This is a genomic window from Pantoea sp. B270 (genome assembly GCF_018726825.1).
Classification (GTDB): Bacteria; Pseudomonadota; Gammaproteobacteria; order Enterobacterales; family Enterobacteriaceae; genus Pantoea; species Pantoea dispersa.
Window position 1 is genome coordinate 132,990 of the sequence record NZ_JAHCSX010000003.1, and the last position, 19,555, is coordinate 152,544.

Sequence of the window (19,555 nt, forward strand, 5' to 3'; positions counted from 1 at the left end):
AGGCTGCGCATCATAGCACAGCCGCTTTTCACAATTTCCGCAGAAATGTAAACAGTTAACGTCCGCCGCGAATCAGTCCGCCCAGGCCGCGCCGCTCCATGAAGGCCGACACCAGATGGCGCACTTCCGTTGCGGTGTGTGCCATCACGCCCTGCTGGCTCAGTTTCTGCGCCTCTTCATAATCGAGGTGGCGCAGCAGGTATTTGACGCGCGGAATGTTCTTGCCGTTCATGCTGAGATGGTGATAACCCAGACCCACCAGCAGCGCGACGCACATCGGATCGCCCGCCATTTCACCACACAGGCACAGCTCCAGTTTGGCCTGGCGGGCTTCACTGGCGATGGTTTGCAACGCCCGCAGCATCGCCGGATGCAGCGAATCGTAAAGGTTGGCGACGCGGGTATTGTTGCGATCGACCGCCAGCAGATACTGGGTAAGATCGTTGGTGCCGACGGAGATAAAGTCCACGCGTTGCGCCAGATGCGGGATCAGAAACAGCATCGACGGCACTTCAATCATCACACCAATGCGCGGTTTCGGAATGGCATAACCGAGCATCTCTTCCACTTCGCGACCGGCGCGATCGATCAGGCGCCGCGCCTCTTCGATCTCGTCAATATGACTGATCATCGGCAGCAGAATGCTCAGGTTGCCCGAGGCGACGTTGGCGCGCAGCATGGCGCGCACCTGCACCAGGAAGATCTCCGGCTGGTCGAGCGTCAGACGAATGCCACGCCAGCCGAGACAGGGGTTCTCTTCACTGATCGGCATGTAAGGTAGCTGTTTGTCAGCGCCGACATCCAGCGTGCGCAGCGTCACCGGTTTGTCGTAAAACAGTTGCAGCATGCCCTGATATTGCGCCACCTGCTCCTCTTCCGACGGGAAGCCGCTTTGCAGCATGAACGGAATTTCGGTGCGATACAGGCCAATGCCGTCAACCCAGTTGTCGAGCGCCTGTTCGTGTTCCGGGCTGAGACCGGCGTTGAGCATCACCTGCACGCGCTCGCCGCTTTTCAGCTCGCCGGGCTGCTCCACCACATCTTCGGCCATTTTGCTCAGCGCGTTCTCTTCGCTGATCAGCCGCTGATACTCCTGCACCAGCACCGGCTCCGGATCGATCAGCACTTCGCCGCGATAGCCGTCCACGATCAGCAGCCGCTTGTTGAGCTGCGACGGCAGGATATCCGCGCCCATCACGGTCGGTATACCCATGGCGCGCGTGAGGATCGCCGCGTGCGAGTTGGCTGCGCCATCGCGCACCACCACACCCGCCAGCCGCTCCTGCGGCAGCTCCGCCAGCGTGGTGGCGGTGAGTTCATCGGCCACCAGCACAAAGCGTTCCGGCCAGGCATTGGTGCCCACCAGCGTGTCGTCAAGGTGGAACAGCAGGCGCTGGCCGAGCACGCGCAAATCCCCGGCGCGCTCGCGTAAATAGTGATCCTGCAGGCTGGCAAACTGTGCGGCAAACTTCTCGATCACCGTTTTGACCGCCCACTCGGCTACCGATCCGCGCTCGATCTCGGCAAACAGATCTTTTTTCAGTCGCGCATCGGTGAGCAGGTGCGAGTAGAGATCGAAGATCGCCGCGCTCTCTTTCTGCACGCTGGCCGCGAAACGCTTGCTGAAGCGGCGAAACTCGTTACCCGCCTCGCCCATGGCGACAATCAGGCGCTCGCGTTCACGCTGTGGATCGAGCGTAGAGGCGGCGGACACCTGGTCGAGCAGCGGCTGTGTTTCATCAACCCAGCCAGGTGCGACGGCGACGCCCGGCGCGGCGGCAATCGCTTTGACGCGCGTCTGGCGGAACTGACCGAACAGCTGGCCAAGCTGCGACTGCGACAGCAGCGCGGCCATCTGCGTGGCCAGCGTAACCAGAAATGACTCTTCGCTTTCGTCGAACTGACGATGCTCTCGCTGTTGCACCACCAGCACGCCGAGCAGTTGACGCCGGCTGATGATTGGCACACCCAGAAACGAGCGGTAGCGCTCTTCTTTGACGGAGGGAATGTATTTGAAGCTGGGATGACTTTGCGCATCGGCGAGGTTGATCGGTTCGGCCAGGCGGCCCACCAGCCCGACGATACCTTCGTCGAACGCCAGCGTAACTGTGCGGCCGCGCGGCTTTTTCAGGCCGCGCGTCGCCATCAGGTAGTAGCAACGCCGATCGTGATCGGCGAGGTAAACCGAGCAGACCTCGGTCTCCATCGCCAGGCATATTTCGTTGACCAGAATGTCGAGTGCTTCATTCAGACGCGGTGCACTCGCCACTTTTTCTACAATTTCGCGCAACTGAGTGAGCATAAAGGGCGTGGCCTATCCTCTTTTACGTCGATGGGCGGCGTTGTTATTGCGCTGCCCCGCACTCTCCTGCATAGACATCACCACGCCAGCGAATTCCTTCATGACGCGGCGATACACATCGCGCTTGAAAGAGACAACCTGACGTACCGGATACCAGAAGCTGACCCAGCGCCAGCCATCGAACTCCGGCGTGCTGCTGTGTTGCACATTGATATCCGCGTCACTACACATCAACTGCAGAAGAAACCACTTTTGTTTCTGGCCGATACACACCGGCTTTGTGTCCCAACGCACCAAACGTTTTGGCAACTTGTAACGTAACCAGTTACGGGTTGAAGCAAGTATTCGAACATCTTTGCGGTGTAAACCCACTTCTTCGAACAGTTCGCGATACATCGCCTGTTCAGCGGTTTCACCCGGATTGATGCCTCCCTGAGGAAACTGCCAGGAGTGCTGTCCAAAGCGCCTGGCCCATAACACTTGTCCTTGCCTGTTACAGATTACGATACCAACATTCGGGCGGTAGCCATCATCATCGATCACTGGACTACCTCAAAGCTAAATTTGAATAGCCTGATTGTTTCATACTCCTTACAGGCGGTAAACCACTGGATATCCGCGCCGCTGACCGGATAACAATGGGATAACTCACAGATAATAGCCATGTTATAAACAGACAGGGGCATTTAACGGCGATCTTATTCACCTTTTCTGTGGATAGCTTTGTGCAGAACACGGGAATGAGTTGAATAACCGCTTCGGAAAATTCTCATGCACGCCGGGGAGAATAGCACTAAAACCACCATTTATCATGGTGATAGCCAATCAATGCGTTCAGATACACGGTGTGACAGCCGGTTATTCTTCCCCACGCGGTTACCGCTGCTCAAAGATCCATCACCGTTGATTTTATCCACAGAGAATGTCCTAAACCTGGGCAGAGAATGGAAAAAAAGCGTGCAGTTCGGCAAAGTCAAGGCTGTAAATGGAAACAGGGGTGGGCAAAACGTGGGGTTATCCCACTTTTCTGTGGATAACTGGGTTTAAGATCCTGTTCATTGTCGATAACAAACCGGGATAACCGCCTCTTACCCTGGTGAGCTCCTGGTCAATCGCGCTAAAAAAGCATGCTGAATCATGCTATTATCACGTTTACATTGTCCGGCACGATGTGGACAACACGCGCCGACCTTTACTGACCAAATTTTGACCAATGCGAGTTTTATCATGAATTGCCCTGCCGCCTTGCCTGCTGCGCCCCGTAACGAAGCCGAACTGCTCCAGCGTGCCCAACAGCTGGCTGGTCAGAGCTTTGCCGCGCTGGCCGCGCAGCTTGGCCTGCCGATGCCCGCCGATTTACGCCGTGACAAAGGCTGGGTTGGCATGCTGCTGGAGCTGCTGCTTGGCGCCAGCGCCGGCAGTAAAGCCGAGCAGGATTTTGCGCATCTGGGTATTGAACTCAAAACCATTCCGGTCGACGCGCTGGGTAAGCCGCTGGAAACCACCTTTGTCTGCGTGGCACCGCTCACCGGCAACAGCGGCGTTACCTGGCAAACCAGCCACGTGCGCCACAAGCTGGCACGGGTGCTGTGGATCCCGGTGGAGGGCGATCGTGCCATTCCGCTGGCCGAACGCCGCGTGGGTTCGCCGCTGCTGTGGCAGCCGAATGCGCAGGAAGAGCAGCAGTTACGTGAGGACTGGGAAGAGCTGATGGACATGATTGTGCTCGGCCAGGTGGAGCGCATCACCGCCCGCCACGGTGCGTGGCTGCAAATCAGGCCAAAAGCGGCCAACAGCAAAGCGCTGACCGAAGCCATCGGCGAACATGGCGAGCCGATCATGACGCTGCCGCGCGGTTTTTATCTCAAGAAGAGCTTTACCGGACCGCTGCTGGCACGGCATTTTCTGCTGTAATTCCCGGTACAACCTCGCCCTTGCAGGATCGCTTTAGGCAGCGCCGCCTGCGCCGTGTATAATTCCCGTTTACTTTTCGTTTAGGAATGAAGGATTCATGTTTGACTGGATTGCTGATCCCAACGCCTGGCTGGCGCTGGGAACATTAACCATTCTGGAAGTGGTGCTGGGTATCGATAACATTATTTTCCTGTCTCTGGTGGTCGCGAAACTGCCGCAGCACCAGCAAAACCGGGCGCGCCGGCTGGGTCTGATGGGGGCGATGTTGATGCGCCTCGGGCTGCTGGCCTCCATCGCCTGGGTGGTGAGACTGACGCAGCCGTTGTTTTCCATCATGGACCACGCCTTCTCCGCGCGCGATCTGATTCTGCTGTTCGGCGGCCTGTTCCTGCTGTGGAAGTCGAGCATGGAGATCCATGAAACCATCGAAGGCGGCGAAGAGGAGCACAAAACCAATGTGCACTCTTTCTTCGGCGCCATCGTGCAGATCATGCTGCTCGACATCATCTTCAGCCTGGATTCGGTGATCACTGCCGTCGGTCTGTCCGATCACCTGTTCATTATGATGGCGGCGGTGGTCATCGCGGTGCTGATGATGATGGTAGCCGCGCGCGCGATTGGCGAGTTTGTTGAGCGGCATCCGTCGGTCAAAATGCTGGCGCTGGCGTTTCTGATTCTGGTCGGCTTTACCCTGATCCTCGAGAGTTTTGGTATGCATGTACCAAAAGGTTACATTTATTTTGCGATGTTCTTCTCCATGGCGGTAGAGTGTCTGAACCTGATGCGCAGCAGGAAAAACAAAGCGTAACCTGTCAAGGGCGAGCGCATCTCGCCCTGTTATTTTAGGAATGATGCGATTACTCCAGCTGGCAAAAGCATTTATTACTACACTTTTGCTGTTGAAGTGGCTTGAGGGAGCTGAGAATGAAAGGGTTGGTAAGTGCAGTGGGCCTGCTGCTGGCGGCGCTGGCATTAAGCGGTTGCAGCAGTGATTACGTTATGGCCACCAAAGATGGCCGCATGATTATGACCGAAGGTAAGCCGTCGATTGATAAAGAAACCGGTCTGGTGCAGTACACCGACGAACAGGGCCATGTTATGCAAATTAATGGTGACGAGGTTTCCACCATCATTGAGCGTTAAGTGCCAAATTGCCTCGCCTGTACGCGTTTTCCCCCTGTGCAGGCGATTTCCCGAACTTTCCCCCCTTCCTTCTGCGCCACTTCACAGGCTATAGTCCCAGAGAACACAACATTCCGTTTCATAATGAAAAAAGGAAGCCGGCAATGCATTATCACCGTATCCCCCATAGCACGCTGGAAGTCAGTCAGCTGGGGTTAGGCACGATGACGTTTGGTGAGCAGAATAGCGAAGCCGACGCCCACCAGCAGCTTGATTACGCCGTTAGCCAGGGTATTAACCTGATTGATACCGCCGAGATGTATCCAGTGCCACCGCGTCCGGAAACCCAGGGCCTGACCGAAAAATACATTGGCAGCTGGCTGCAAAAGCGCGGCAGCCGCGACAAAATCATTCTGGCGAGTAAAGTCGCCGGCCCGGTGCGCGGCAGCGATGCGCTGATTCGCCCCAACCAGGCGCTGGATCGCAAGAACATCCGCGAAGCGCTGGACGCCAGCCTGAAACGCCTTAATACCGATTACCTCGACCTCTACCAGCTGCACTGGCCGCAGCGCCAGACCAACTACTTTGGCAAGCTCGGTTATCAGTACAGTGATAACACCGCCACCGTTACGCTGCTGGAGACGCTGGAAGCGCTGACCGAACAGGTGCGCGCGGGCAAGATCCGTTACATTGGCGTCTCGAACGAAACGGCCTGGGGCGTGATGCGCTACCTGCAACTAGCGGAGAAGCATGAGCTGCCGCGTATCGTCACCATTCAGAATCCGTACAGCCTGCTAAACCGCAGTTTCGAAGTGGGTCTGGCAGAGATTAGCCAGCATGAGGGCGTGGAACTGCTGGCTTATTCCAGCCTGGCCTTTGGTACGCTGAGCGGCAAATACCTCAACGGGGCGAAACCGGCCGGCGCACGCAATACGCTGTTCAGCCGCTTTACCCGCTACAGCGGCGAGCAGTCACAGCAGGCGATTGCTGCTTACGTGGCGCTGGCGAAACAGCACAACCTTGATCCGTCACAGATGGCGCTGGCCTATGTGCGGCAGCAGCCGTTTGTGGCCAGCACCCTGCTCGGTGCCACCACCATGGAACAGCTGAAGGTTAACGTGGAGAGTTTCAACCTGACGCTGAGCGGCGAGGTGTTAGAGGCGCTGGAGGCGATTCACCGTCAGTACACGTATCCGGCACCGTAATCTCCCTGGTGCGCGTTAACGCGCACCCTACAGGGTTTATGGCCCTGGCGTACGTGCTGCGGTTTTGGTGCGCGTTAACGCGCACCCTACAGGGTTTGTGTTACCCTCGCATACCTGCTGTGGTTTTGGTGCGCGTTAACGCGCACCCTACAGGGTTTGTGTTACCCTCGCGTACCTGCTGCGGTTTTGGTGCGCGTTAACGCGCCCCCTACAGGGTTTGTTATCCTTGCGTACCTGCTGTGGTTTTGGCGTACGCGCCGGGCCAGGGTAGGATCGCCATTCATGGCGACCTGGTCCCTTTCTGCGCCGCTCAGCGACGCGTTCTCCACCACAGCACGGCAATCGCCATGGCGAACAGCGCGCCGAAGCCCACGCCCGTCACGACCGCCGGCGTCCCCAGCTTAATCGCCACAGTATACAGCCCCAGCATCAGCAGCATCGCGCTGTTCTCACCCAGGTTTTGCACCGCAATCGCGTTGCCTGAACCCACGGTATCTTTGCCGCGCTCCTGCAACAGCGCGTTGAGCGGCACCACAAAGAAGCCGCCAAGCGCACCAATCAGCATCAGTAGCAGATACGCATTCAGCAGGCTATGCTGCAGCGAGAACAGCACCACCATCACGCCAATCAGCACGCCGGCCGGCATGCAGCGCCGCACCGTTTGCAGCGTGACCAGTTTTGCCGCCGCGGCCGCGCCGATAACGATACCGATCGCCACCATGGCATTTAGCGTGGTCGGCGTTTTATTGTCCGTGATGCCGAGCGCCACCGGCACCCACAGCACCAGCAGGAAGCGCAGCGTGACGCCGGCGCCCCAGAACAGGCTGGTGCCGAGCAGCGAAAAGCGGGTTTCACCGTTACGCCACAGCAGCTGTGCCGAGGCGATAAAGCTGCGCAGCATCGCGCCAGCGTGCCAGCTCTGGCTGGGGCGCGCTGCCTGCAGACGCGGAATGAACAGGTTCGCCACCACCGCCAGTGTGTAAGTGAGTGCACACACCACCAGTGCTGCCAGCAGATGCCAGTCGGCGAGCACGCCGCCTGCCACCGAGCCGAGCAGAATCGCCGCGATAGTCGACGACTCCATCAGCCCGTTGGCTTTCACCAGCCGCGCGCCGCTGGTGATCTCCGTCAGGATGCCGTATTTCGCCGGCGAATATGCCGCCGCGCCAACGCCCACCAGCGTGTAGCCGAGAAACGGATTAAAGCCGAAGCAGATCACCAGCGCACCGAGCAGCTTAAGGCTGTTGGCAAACATCATCACCCGTCCTTTGGCAAAGCTGTCGGCCATCTGTCCGACAAACGGCGCGAGCAGAATGTAAGTGGCCACAAACAACATCTGCAGGATCGGCTGGCTCCAGTCCGGATAGAACTGACTTTTCAGCAGCGCCAGCGTGGCGAACAGCAGCGCATTGTCGCCAAAGGCAGAGAAAAACTGTGCCACGATCACCGCCAGCATACTGCGCGACAGCAACGGGGCGTCCGGATTCACCGACTGACTCATGCCCGCTCCTCTTCTGCCAGCTGTTTCAGGCTGACGTAGTCAGGTTTACCGCTGCCCAGCATCGGCAGCTGTTTCATGTAGCGAATATCGCGCGGCACGGCCAGTTCTGGCGCACCCATCTCACGCGCGGCCTGCTGCAGCCGCTCGCGGCTGAGTTCACTGTCAGTGGTAAACAGCACCAGCGCTTCGCCACGCTGGCCATCGGGCCGCAGCGACGCCGCGTGCTGTTTCTCCGCCGAGGCTTTCAGGGCAATCTGCTCCACGCTCTCCAGCGACACCATCTCTCCGGCGATTTTGGCGAAGCGTTTAGCGCGCCCCTGAATCTGACAGAAACCGCCCTCGTCAAAGCTGACAATATCCCCGGTATCGTACCAGCCGGCTTCCTGTTCGCCTTCGCCGTTATCCGCCACCGGTGGCTCCAGCACGCCGGGGTTTTCCACCCGCAGGTAGCCATTCATGACGTTCGGACCGAGCAGCTGCAGCCGTCCGCCCTGCTCAATGCCGGGTACCGCAATCAGACGTGAATCCATGCCCGGCAGAATACGCCCGACGGTATGCGATTTGGCGGCCATCGGCACGTTGATTGCCACCACCGGTGCACACTCGGTCACGCCGTAACCTTCGAGGATGCGGATGCCGTACTTCTCCATGTAGATCTGGCGCGTGCCTTCCTGCAGCTTCTCAGCACCGGCGACGACGTAGCGCAGCCGGGCGAAATCGTACGGGCTGGCAAAGCGCGCATAGTTGCCGAGGAAGGTGGAGGTGCCAAACAGCACGGTGCAGTTACGGTCGTATACCAGTTCCGGCACAATGCGATAGTGCAGCGGGCTGGGATAGAGAAATACCTGCGCGCCGGTCAGCAGCGGCGTGAACAGCCCGACGGTGAGGCCGAAGGCGTGGAACAGCGGCAGCGCCGACATAAAGCGATCGCGCGGGGTGAAATCCGCCACGGTGCGAATCTGCTCCACGTTCGCCAGCAGGCTTTTGTGCGAGTGCACCACGCCTTTGGGATTGCCTTCCGAGCCGGAGGTAAACAGCACCATTGCCGCGTCTTCTGGCTGCTGCGCAACCTGTGCCCGGCGCGGCAGCAGCAGGTGCGCGAGGATCCACAGTTTGTCCTGCAGCGTGACGGTATCCTTCAGATCCTCCAGATAGATCCACTGCACCTCCGTCAGCCCCTGCGGCAGGTGCCACAGGTTGCCTTTCTCGAGGAACTGGCGCGAGGTAAACACGGTTTTCACCTGCGAGGCGGTCAGCGCCGCGCGCATGCCGTTGATGCCGGCGGTGTAGTTGAGCATGGCCGGCACGCGACCGCGCAGTGAAGCCCCGAGAATCGCTGCCGCGGTCACCGTGGCGTTCGGCAGCAGCAGGCCAACGAATTCGCCCTGCTGGCTGTAGCGCTCCAGAATGCGTCCGACGCCGAGCGCTTTTTTCAACAGTCCGGTGTAGCTGTCCGGCTTAAAGTTGATGTCTTCGATGCAGGCTTTACTCAGCCCGTAACGGGTGCGCGCATTGAGAAAAGCGTCGAACAGCGTTTCGCGCGGGCGCACCGCCATGCGCGCTTCCATCATCACATGGTGTAAATGCTCACCGGCCAGCACGCGGCGGTCGCGCGCGCGTTTCGCTTCCGGCATGGGAATTACCGTGGCCGGCAGCACCGTCAGGGTAATGCGCGGGAACAGGCGGCGTTTAAACACCCCGGCCAGGCGGCCAAACGGCGTGTACTCTGCGCCTTCAATGCGCATCGGCACCACGGTGGCGGCGGATTTCGCAGCGACGAAGCCAGCGCCGCTGTAGATTTTCATCAATGAGCCGGTGACGGTAATGCGCCCTTCCGGAAAGATCACCACCGGACGCCCTTCGTTGATCATGCGCACCAGATGTTTGATCGACATCGGTTTGGTGGGGTCGAGCGGCACGAAGTCGATGACCGGCCTGAGCAGGCGCATATACCACTGTTCGCTGATCGAAGAATAGACGGCGAACACCGGTTTGATGGGCAGAAACAGCGCCAGCAGCACGCCATCGAGAAACGACATATGGTTTGGCGTGATCAGCACTTTTTCTTTGTGCAGGGCAGTCAGATCGCCACGCAGCTCAACGCGCCATAACAGGCGACAGAGGAAACGCAGAACGGTAAATAGCATGCCAGCTCCTTAGCAGCGGTAAAAAATGGTTCTTACCTTGCAGGATCCGGGGATGTTCGACAAGTAGCGCAGTGATTTATCGTGATGAATTCAGGGTGATTCGCCCTGCCAGCCGCCGCCCAGCGCGGCGATCAGCGCCACGCTGCTCACCCACTGGCTGCTCTGCAGCGACAGCAGGCTCTGCTGCTCGCTCAGGCTGCTGTTTTCCGTGGTAGCGACATCAAGGTAATCAATCATGCCGGCGTCATACTGGTTGCGCGTTACGCGTGCTGACTCCTGTGCCGCCACGGCGGCGCGCTGCTGCGCGGCGATTTCCCCCTGCAAGGTATTCAGTTCCACCAGGTTATCTTCCACTTCTCCCAGCGCGCTCAGCACCGTCTGGCGATAGGTGGCCACGCTGGCATCATAGGCGGCACGCGCCTGCGCCACTTTCGCCGAGGTCGCGCCAAAGTCGAGCAGCGTACCGCTGAGCTCCGGCCCCAGCGACCAGGCGCGATTCGGCAGCGACAATAAGCTGTGGATCGCTGAGGCGGTCACGCCACCGCTGGCGCTGAGCGTCAGGTCGGGATAATAACCGGCAATCGCCACCCCGACCGCCGCGTTGGCGGCCGCCACGTTACGTTCGGCATAGGCGATGTCCGGACGGCGCTGCAGCAACGCCGAAGGCAGGCTCTGCGGAATGGACGGCAGCGTGGCATCCAGCTTCGCCACCAGCAACGTAAAGTCGGCTGGCGCACGCCCCAGCAGCAGCGCCACCGCGTGCTCCAGTTGCGCGCGCTGCCACTGATAATCCTGCGCCGAAGCGCGGGCGCTCTCCAGCTGCATCTGTGCCTGCGCCAGGGTTGCGCGGGATTCGCTACCGGCGCGGTACTTGTTGTTAATCACGCTGAGATAGCGCTGATAAGCTTCAATGCTGCGCTGATAGAGCGCGATCTTTTCGTCGATGATGCGCAGCTGAAAATAGTCCTGCGCCAGTTCTGACTGGGCGCTCAGCGTGACATTGGCCAGTTCAGCCTGGCTGGCCTGCGCGCTGGCCTTATCTTCTTCCTGGGTGCGGCGCAGTTTGCCCCACAGATCCAGCTCCCAGCTGGCATTCAGCGTAGCGCTGTGGCTGTTGCTGACGCTGCGCTGACCGCTGGTGCTGGCACGGCTGCCGCTGCGCGTGCTGCTGACATCGTAGTCGAGTGAGGGAAACAGCGCCGCGCGCGACTGCGCGCTCAGCGCCTGGGCTTCGCGATACTGCGCCGCATAACTGGCGACGTTCTGGTTAGAAATGCTCACCTGGCGCAGCAGGCTGGACAAGGTGGCATCGTGATACACCGTCCACCACTCCCCTTTGCGACTGGCGTCCTGCGGCGTGGCCTGCGTCCAGCCTTTGGCCTCTTTATAGTGCGTCGGCAGCGCCATCGCCGGACGCTGATAATCGGGGCCAACGCTACAGCCAGCAACCAGTAGCGCCGCCGTCAGCGCGCCAATGTTCATCATTTTCATCAATCAGGATTCCACATGACGCACGCGCCGCCACTGACGCTGGGTGGCGCGGCTGAGACGATCCAGCCAGAGATAGACCACTGGCGTGGTAAACAGGGTCAGCAGCTGGCTCAGGGCCAGACCGCCGGCAATCGCAATCCCCAGCGGACTGCGTAAATCAGCGTCGCCACCGCTGCCCAGCGCCAGCGGCAGAGCGCCGAAGAAGGCGGCCAGCGTGGTCATCATGATCGGCCGAAAGCGCATCAGGCACGCCTGCGTAATCGCCTGCTGCGGCGACAGCCCCTGGCTGCGCTCGGCGTGCAGGGCAAAATCGATCATCATGATGGCGTTTTTCTTGACGATACCGATCAGCAAAATGATGCCGATCAGCGCAATCACCGTCAGCTGCGTATTGGTCAGCAGCAACAGCAGCAGCGCCCCGACGCCTGCCGACGGCAGCGTGGAGAGAATGGTCAGCGGGTGAATGTAACTCTCATACAGTACGCCCAGGACGATATACACCGCCGCCAGCGCCGCAATAATCAGCCACGGCATGGTGGCGGTGAGCTGAGAGAACGCTGCGGCGGTGCCGGCAAAGCCCGCCTGAATGCTGGAGGGCAACCCCAGCTGTGCCATCGCTTGCTTAATCAGCGTCTGCGCCTGCTCCAGCGACACGCCGTCGTTGAGGTTGAAGGCGATGGTGCTGGTCGCTGACTGGCCCTGATGCGCAACCGACAGCGGCGCGTTGCCGCCGCTGAAGCGGGCAAAGGCCGCCAGCGGCACGCGATCGCCGCTGTCGTTAATCACATACAGTTGTTGCAGCATGGCCGGATCGCGCGTGTCGCTGTCCTGCAGGGCCATCACCACATGGTACTGATTGAGCGTGTGATAGAGCGTGGCAATCTGTCGCTGGCTAAAGGCATTGTTCAGCAGCGTGTCCAGCATCTGCACGTTGACGCCCAGCCGCGTGGCGCTGTCGCGATCGATGTTGATCACCACCTCCTGTCCGCCGGTTTGCGCATCGGAATCCACGCTGTTGAGTTGCGGTATCGCGGCCAGCGCCGCCTGGACTTTCGGCGTCCAGCGGCGCAGCAGGTCGAGATCGTCAGCCTGCAGGCTGTACTGATAAGTGGCGTTGGCGCTGCGCCCGCCGATGTGCAGATCCTGCGCGGCCATCAGGAATAGCTGCGCCCCGGCAATATGGCGGGTTTTCAGGCTCAGCCGGTTAGCCACTTCGGTGGCACTGGCGCTGCGCTGGTCAAAATCTTTCAGCCGGACAAAAAAGTTGGCGCTATTGCGCGAGCCAAACATGCCGCTGCCCATTGACGACATCACGCTGTCTACCGCCGGATCGGCCTCAATGATTTTGGTGAACGCCAGCATCTTTGGCTTCATCGCCTGGAAGGAGATGTTCTGGTCAGCGCGCAGGGCGCCCATCAGAAGGCCGGTGTCCTGATTGGGGAAAAAGCCCTTTTGCACCACGCTAAACAGAAACAGATTGAGCAGCACGGTGAGCAGCAAACTCAGCAGGGTGATCTTCTGGTGCGCCATCACCCACGCCAGGCCACGCGCGTAGGCGGCCAGCAGCGCGTTGAGCGCATTTTCGATTAGCTGATAGAGCGGATGCGGCCGCCGGGTGACCTGCGGCTTCGGCCGCAGCAGCCGGGCGCACAGCATCGGGGTCAGGCTGAGCGAGACAAACATGGAGATCAGCAGCGAGACCGTCAGCGTCACCGCAAATTCGCGGAACAGGCGGCCAACAATGCTGCCCATCAGCAGAATCGGGATAAACACCGCCACCAGCGACACCGTCATCGACAGCACCGTAAAGCTCACCTCATGGGCACCGCGCAGGGCGGCACGCAGCGGACTCAGACCGGCTTCGATATGCCGGGTGATATTTTCCAGCACCACGATGGCGTCATCAACGACAAAGCCCGTGGCGATGATCAGCGCCATCAGCGACAGGTTATCGAGACTGTAGCCGAGCAGATACATCACCGCGCAGGTGCCGATTAACGACACCGGCAGCGCCAGCGCCGGAATCACCACCGCCTGCAAATTACACAGGAAGACAAATACCACGGCAATCACCAGCAGCATTGCCACCAGCAGCGTCTCTTCGGTGTCATACAGGGAGGCGCGCACCGTTGGCGAACGGTCTACCACCACTTTGAGCTGGGTATCGGCAGGCAGATCTTTCTCCAGCTGTGGCAGCTGCGCTTTGATGGCATCAATGGTGTCGAGCATGTTAGCGCCGGCCTGACGCTTGATGGCGATCATCACCGACGGCTGTGAATTGAGAAAGCCGGCCTGATACTGATCCTCCACCGAGTCATACACCGTGGCGACGTCATGCAGTCGTACCGCCTTACCCGCCTGGTAGCTGACTATCAGGTCGCGGTACTGTGCTGCTTTGTCCAGCTGGCCGTTGCCGTCCACCATCCAGGACTGGCTGCTGCCCTGCAGCATGCCTTTCGGCAGATTGGTGGTGCTGCTGGCGACGGCGCTGCGCACCGTATCCAGCGCAATGCCATAGTGCGTCAGCTGTTGCGGCTGCAGATCGATGCGGACCGCCGGCAGCGCGCTGCCCATCAGCGACACCTCGCCCACGCCCCTGACCTGGCCCATCGCCTGTTCAATTTTGCTTTCGGCGAGGTCATACAGTTCACCCGGCGTGCGCGTGGCGGAGGTAAGCGCCAGCATCACAATCGGCGCGTCCGAGGGATTCGCTTTGCGATAGGTCGGCAGCGACTCCATAGCACTCGGTAACAGGCTGCGTGCCGCATTGATCGCCGCCTGCACGTCGCGCGCCGCACCATTGATATCGCGGTCAAGTTCAAACTGCAGTATCACGCTGGTCGAGCCCTGCGAGCTGGTCGATGTCATCTCCGTCACACCGGCAATCTGGCCGAGCGAACGCTCCAGCGGCGTCGCCACCGTGGCCGCCATGGTTTCCGGGCTGGCGCCGGCCAGGCTGGCGCTGACCATGATGGTAGGAAAATCCACCTGCGGCAGCGGCGCGACGGGCAGCAGCCGGTAGCCCAGCGCCCCGAGCAGCAGGATCGCCAGCGTCAGCAGCAGCGTGGCAACCGGGCGAAAGATAAACAGCCGGGTGATGTTCATGGCTCGCCCCGCGCCTGCTGCTGCCGGCGCTGCACGTAGCGCTTACCGCGCTGCGCCAGCCCATCAAACCACAGATAGATTACCGGGGTGGAGAACAGCGTCAGCACCTGGCTCACCAGCAGGCCACCGACAATCACCAGCCCGAGCGGCTGACGCAGTTCAGCACCGGAGCCGGAGGCCAGCATCAGCGGCAGCGCCCCAAGCAGCGCCGCCATGGTGGTCATCAGAATCGGCCGGAAGCGCAGCAGGCAGGCTTGGTGAATCGCTTCGCGCGGCGTCATATGCTGCTTATGCTGCGCCTCCAGCGCGAAGTCGATCATCATAATGGCGTTCTTTTTAACGATGCCAATCAGCAGAATGACGCCAATTAGCGCGATCAGGCTGAATTCGCTGCCCGCCAGCATCAGCGTCAGCAGCGCCCCGACCGCCGCCGACGGCAGCGTGGAGAGAATGGTCACCGGATGGATAAAGCTCTCATACAGAATGCCCAGCACCACGTACATGGTGATCAGCGCCGCCAGAATCAGCCACAGCGTATTGCCGGTGGCACTCTGAAACGCCGCGGTTTCACCCTGATAACGCAGCGTTATGCTGGCGGGTAGTTTAAGCTGCTGCGTGACCTGCGCAATCGCCCGCTGCCCCTCCTCCAGCGAATAACCGGGGTTAAGATTGAACGACCCCATCACCGCCGGGAACTGATTCAGGCGCATGTGCATCAGCGCCCCGGTCCGCGCATGCACGCTGGCGATGGCGGTGAGTTTCACCATGCCGGTGGTGGTGGTCTCACTGTCGCTGTCACTGCTGGTTGATGCACTGCTGCTCACCGGCAGATAAACGTCATCAAATGACGCCGGCGACTGCTGATACTGCGGCGCCACTTCCAGCACCACGCGATACTGGTTCGCCTGGGTAAAAATGGTGGAAACCAGCCGCTGACCAAAGCTGTTGTACAGCGCGGTATCGACGTCAGCTGCCGTGATGCCGTAGCGCGCCGCTTTATCGCGATTCAGCTCCACATAGGCCACGCGCCCCTGATCCTGCAGGTTGCTGACCACGCCATTAAACTCCGGGCGCTGCTGCAGCGCAGCTATCAGCTGCGGCGTCCAGCGCACCAGGTTTTCGCTGTCGGCATCATCAAGGGTGAACTGGTACTGGCTCGGCGTCACCTGATCGTTGACCGTCAGGTCCTGTGCTGGCTGCAGATAAAGCTGAATGCCGGCGACCTGGCGCGCCGCCTGCTGTAGCTGCGCAATCACCTCATCGGCTTTGACGTCGCGCTGGTCAAACGCTTTCAGGTTGATCTGCAGGCGTCCGCTATTGAGGCTGGTGTTATTGCCGTCGATACCAATGGTTGAGGACACACTCTCGACCGCCGGATTTTGCAGGATCACCGTTGCCAGCGCCTGCTGACGCTGCGCCATCGCCGTGAAGGAGACATCCTGCGACGCCACGGTCACCCCCTGAATCAGCCCGGTATCCTGCGTGGGAAAGAACCCTTTCGGGATGGCCAGATACAGCAGCGCGGTGAGTGCAAAGGTTGCCAGCGCCACCAGCAGCGTCAGCTTCTGATGGTTGAGCACCACGCTGAGCAGGCGGTCATAGCCGCGGACCAGTTTGTCAAACAGCTCGCCGCCTTTGCGCGCAAAGCGTGACTGCTGCGCCTCAGGAATATGCCTTAACAGCCAGGCACACAGCATCGGCGTCAGCGTCAGCGACACCACCATCGACACCAGAATCGACACGGCCAGGGTGATGGCGAATTCGCGGAACAGCCGTCCGACCACATCCCCCATAAACAGCAGCGGAATCAGGACCGCAATCAGGGAAAACGTCAGGGAAATAATGGTGAAGCCAATCTGCTGCGAGCCTTTTAACGCGGCCTGCATCGGCGTTTCCCCCTGCTCCAGCCGGCGCGAAATGTTCTCCACCACCACAATCGCGTCATCAATGACAAACCCGGTGGCGATGGTCAGCGCCATCAGCGACAGGTTGTTGAGGCTGAAATCGGCGAGATACATCACGCCAAAGGTGCCAATCAGCGACAGCGGTACTGCCACGCTGGGAATCAGCGTCGCCGCCACGTTGCGCAGAAACAGGAAGGTCACCATCACCACCAGTGCGATCGACAGCATCAGTTCAAACTGTACGTCGCTGATCGAGGCGCGGATGGTCTGCGTGCGATCGGCGAGCACACGCATTTTCACGCCATCCGGCAGCGCCGCCTGCAGTACGGGCAGCTGCTTTTTAATGCTATCCACCACCTGAATGACGTTGGCGCCGGGCTGGCGCTGCACGCTGATGACAATCGCCGGACGGTTATTGGCCCACGCCGACTGAAAGCGATTCTCCGGCCCCTGTTCGATATGGGCGATATCTTTCAGCCGCAGCGCCGCACCGTTCTGCCAGGTGAGAATCAGATTGCCGTATTCGGCCGCGGTGCGCAGCTGGTCGTTGGCGTCGATGGTCACCGAGTGATATTTGCCGTCGAAGCCGCCTTTCGAACCGTTGACGTTGCTGTTGGCGATCAGCGTATTGACGTCTTCCAGCGACAGCTTGTGCGCCGCCAGCGCTTTTGGATCCATCTGCACGCGAATCGCCGGCTGATTACCGCCCGCCAGGGTCACCATCCCCACACCGTTGATTTGCGACAGCTTCAGCGCCACGCGCGTGTTCACCAGATCCTGCACCTCAGTCAGCGGCAGCGTGTCGGAACTGGCGGCCAGCGTGATCACCGCACTGTCGGCCGGATTGACCTTTTTATACGTCGGCGGATTGGGCAGATCGTCCGGTAGCAGATTATTCGCTGCGTTGATTGCCGCCTGAACTTCCTGTTCAGCGACGTCAAGCGACAGATCGAGGCTGAACTTTAGGGTGATAATCGATGATCCGCCCGAGCTGGCAGACGTCATCTGGCTAAGACCGGCCATCTGACCGAGCTGACGCTCCAGCGGCGAGGTTACGGATGAGGCCATCACGTCCGGGCTGGCGCCAGGATAAAGGGTAGTAACCTGAATGGTCGGATAATCCACCTGCGGCAGCGCCGAGGTGGAGAGAAAGCGATAAGCGAACAGGCCGGCGATCAGCACGCCGATCATCAGCAGAATCGTCGCCACCGGGCGCAGGATAAACAGACGAGACGGATTCATGGCTGGGTACTTTTGCTGTCGTCAGCCAGCTGGACTTTGCTGCCGTTAGTCAGACGATCGATCCCCTCGGTCACCAGACGATCGCCTGGCGCCACGCCCTGCAGGATCGCCTGACGATCTTCCCCCAGTGCCGGTCCGGTGGTGACCGCTTTTCGCGTCACGCTATTATCTTTGTTGATAATAAACACAAAGCTCCCGTCGCTGCTCAGCTGGAGCGCCTGCGCCGGAATCACCGTCGCGTTTTTCAGCGTGCCGGTTTGCAGACGCAGATTAACGAACTGGTTGGCAAACAGCGCTTCGTCCTGGTTAGGAAAGCTGGCTTTCAGTTCGATGGTGCCGGTGCTGGTATCGATCTGATTGCTGATGTACTTCACCTCACCCTGCGCCAGTACGCTGCTGTTGTCCTGATCGAAGGCCGTCGCGGGCAGGCTCTGGCCGTTGCGCAGTGCGCGCGTCAGCTGCGCGATGTAGCTCTGCGGCACGCTGAACGTCACGGCGGCAGGCTGCATTTGCGTCACCACCACAATGCCGGTGGTGTCGCTGGTCTGCACCATATTGCCGGGATCGACCAGCCGCAGGCCCACGCGACCGCTGATCGGCGAGGTGATGCGGGCATACTCAATATCCAGTTTTGCGCTGGCGATTTGCGCCTGATCCGCCGCCACCGCGCCCTGATACTGGCCGACGGTAGCAATCTGGCTATCCAGATCCTGGCGCGACAGCGAGTCCTGCGCTGCCAGCTTTTTGTAGCGTGCCAGCGTCAGTTGCGCACTGTGCAGCAGCGCCTGGTTCTGGCTGAGATCGCCCTGATACTGCGCCAGCGTCGCCTGATAACTGCGCGGATCGATCTGCGCCAGCAGCTGACCGGCGCTGACTTTCTGCCCTTCAGTAAAGAACACCTGCTGCAGCTGCCCGGCCACGCGGCTGGTGACGGTGACGCTGGCGTTGGGGATCACCGTGCCGAGCGCATTCAGGTACACCGGCACGTCGGCCGTCGCGGCAACGCCGCTGTGCACCAGCGTTGCCGGGCCGCTCATCTGCGCCGCGCCGCGATGACCGCCTGGCGGCAGGTCGCCGGGTGCTGCGCCCCGCTTGCCGCCTGCCACACGCCAGATCACGCCTGCCGCGATCAGCAGCACCAGCAACACAAGCAGCCATTTCAGCCAGCGGGAGAAACCAGAACGGGGAGCATGGATAGTCATCAGCGTCTTCAGATCAGCAAAAGTGTGGGTAAAAACCCCGGTAAGCAGGGGATTATTTCAGCGAAAATCATCACGACGCGCATTATCGGCGGATCGCCAGAACGTTTTCTATACGCAAACCGTAAGCGTTTCGTTAAGAGATGCAGGATTTAAACCGCGCCCGGCAGCGGTCGGTGATGGCGCGCGCAGGCGCTATAAACGGGAGAGGAGGACAACTTACAGGCAAAAAAAACCCACGCATCCGCGTGGGTCGGTGCAACCGAACAGGGTGAATACCATAAGGGTATCGCTGCCACAGCAGCCGATCTTCACACCAATCAATACCTCTGGGACCTTTATCGTCGCGCAATGGCGGCACGGATAACAGCCGCAAATCGCAACGGAGTTCGGCGAAATGCAACGAGGTGTGAAAAGCTCGAC

At 60.0% G+C, this 19,555-nt stretch carries 12 protein-coding genes; 4 read left to right on the forward strand and 8 right to left on the reverse strand.

The window, feature by feature from the left end; translation table 11 throughout:
* Positions 1-55: 55 nt before the first annotated feature.
* Positions 56-2,302: a phosphoenolpyruvate--protein phosphotransferase gene (ptsP, locus tag KOL70_RS20245; protein ID WP_058757064.1), complete on the reverse strand. Its 2,247-nt coding sequence runs from the start codon at positions 2,300-2,302 to the stop codon at positions 56-58.
* Between the two features lie 12 nt (positions 2,303-2,314).
* Positions 2,315-2,845, reverse strand: coding sequence for an RNA pyrophosphohydrolase (rppH, locus tag KOL70_RS20250; RefSeq protein ID WP_031279497.1), 531 nt, complete (start codon positions 2,843-2,845; stop codon positions 2,315-2,317).
* 684 nt (positions 2,846-3,529) lie between these two features.
* On the opposite strand from rppH, the gene mutH reads away from it, so the two are divergent.
* The 4 genes from mutH to KOL70_RS20270 all read left to right on the forward strand — a co-directional run bounded on the left by mutH (position 3,530) and on the right by KOL70_RS20270 (position 6,543).
* On the forward strand, positions 3,530-4,216 hold the full coding sequence (gene mutH, locus KOL70_RS20255) for a DNA mismatch repair endonuclease MutH (RefSeq protein ID WP_058757065.1): 687 nt from the start codon (positions 3,530-3,532) through the stop codon (positions 4,214-4,216).
* Between the two features lie 97 nt (positions 4,217-4,313).
* Entirely contained in the window at positions 4,314-5,024 is a 711-nt protein-coding gene (locus KOL70_RS20260; protein ID WP_021506699.1) for a TerC family protein, read from the forward strand.
* A gap of 116 nt (positions 5,025-5,140) precedes the next feature.
* Complete coding sequence (locus KOL70_RS20265; RefSeq protein ID WP_021506698.1) at positions 5,141-5,359, forward strand: YgdI/YgdR family lipoprotein; 219 nt, start codon at positions 5,141-5,143, stop codon at positions 5,357-5,359.
* Positions 5,360-5,502: 143 nt separating this feature from the next.
* Entirely contained in the window at positions 5,503-6,543 is a 1,041-nt protein-coding gene (locus KOL70_RS20270; RefSeq protein WP_021506697.1) for an NADP(H)-dependent aldo-keto reductase, read from the forward strand.
* A gap of 310 nt (positions 6,544-6,853) precedes the next feature.
* Here the strand turns inward: KOL70_RS20270 and lplT are convergent, their stop codons facing one another.
* The 6 genes from lplT to KOL70_RS20300 form a co-directional block, all read right to left on the reverse strand.
* Positions 6,854-8,044, reverse strand: coding sequence for a lysophospholipid transporter LplT (gene lplT, locus KOL70_RS20275; protein WP_104093662.1), 1,191 nt, complete (start codon positions 8,042-8,044; stop codon positions 6,854-6,856).
* Entirely contained in the window at positions 8,041-10,191 is a 2,151-nt protein-coding gene (gene aas, locus KOL70_RS20280; protein ID WP_104093663.1) for a bifunctional acyl-ACP--phospholipid O-acyltransferase/long-chain-fatty-acid--ACP ligase, read from the reverse strand. The genes lplT and aas overlap by 4 nt, the downstream gene beginning before the upstream one ends.
* Positions 10,192-10,281: 90 nt before the next feature.
* Entirely contained in the window at positions 10,282-11,673 is a 1,392-nt protein-coding gene (locus KOL70_RS20285) for an efflux transporter outer membrane subunit (protein ID WP_371824678.1), read from the reverse strand.
* 12 nt (positions 11,674-11,685) lie between these two features.
* The gene (locus tag KOL70_RS20290; RefSeq protein ID WP_215481476.1) at positions 11,686-14,787 is read right to left on the reverse strand and encodes an efflux RND transporter permease subunit; all 3,102 of its coding nucleotides are present in this window, start codon (positions 14,785-14,787) and stop codon (positions 11,686-11,688) included.
* A complete protein-coding gene (locus tag KOL70_RS20295) occupies positions 14,784-17,933 on the reverse strand; it encodes a multidrug efflux RND transporter permease subunit (RefSeq protein ID WP_215481477.1) in 3,150 nt (1,049 codons plus the stop codon). Before KOL70_RS20295 ends, KOL70_RS20290 begins: the two co-directional genes overlap by 4 nt.
* Positions 17,930-19,135 (reverse strand): MdtA/MuxA family multidrug efflux RND transporter periplasmic adaptor subunit, encoded by a 1,206-nt coding sequence (locus tag KOL70_RS20300; RefSeq protein ID WP_058780292.1) that lies wholly within the window; start codon positions 19,133-19,135, stop codon positions 17,930-17,932. The genes KOL70_RS20295 and KOL70_RS20300 overlap by 4 nt, the downstream gene beginning before the upstream one ends.
* Positions 19,136-19,555 lie beyond the last annotated feature (420 nt).

Bases quoted from the DNA above. Each gene is read 5' to 3' on its own strand.
- ptsP (WP_058757064.1), bottom strand. From the start codon at position 2,302: ATGCTCACTCAGTTGCGCGAAATTGTAGAAAAAGTGGCGAGTGCACCG.
- mutH (WP_058757065.1), top strand. From the start codon at position 3,530: ATGAATTGCCCTGCCGCCTTGCCTGCTGCGCCCCGTAACGAAGCCGAA.
- KOL70_RS20260 (WP_021506699.1), top strand. From the start codon at position 4,314: ATGTTTGACTGGATTGCTGATCCCAACGCCTGGCTGGCGCTGGGAACA.
- KOL70_RS20265 (WP_021506698.1), top strand. From the start codon at position 5,141: ATGAAAGGGTTGGTAAGTGCAGTGGGCCTGCTGCTGGCGGCGCTGGCA.
- KOL70_RS20270 (WP_021506697.1), top strand. From the start codon at position 5,503: ATGCATTATCACCGTATCCCCCATAGCACGCTGGAAGTCAGTCAGCTG.
- lplT (WP_104093662.1), bottom strand. From the start codon at position 8,044: ATGAGTCAGTCGGTGAATCCGGACGCCCCGTTGCTGTCGCGCAGTATG.
- aas (WP_104093663.1), bottom strand. From the start codon at position 10,191: ATGCTATTTACCGTTCTGCGTTTCCTCTGTCGCCTGTTATGGCGCGTT.
- KOL70_RS20285 (WP_371824678.1), bottom strand. From the start codon at position 11,673: ATGAACATTGGCGCGCTGACGGCGGCGCTACTGGTTGCTGGCTGTAGC.
- KOL70_RS20290 (WP_215481476.1), bottom strand. From the start codon at position 14,787: ATGAACATCACCCGGCTGTTTATCTTTCGCCCGGTTGCCACGCTGCTG.
- KOL70_RS20295 (WP_215481477.1), bottom strand. From the start codon at position 17,933: ATGAATCCGTCTCGTCTGTTTATCCTGCGCCCGGTGGCGACGATTCTG.
- KOL70_RS20300 (WP_058780292.1), bottom strand. From the start codon at position 19,135: ATGACTATCCATGCTCCCCGTTCTGGTTTCTCCCGCTGGCTGAAATGG.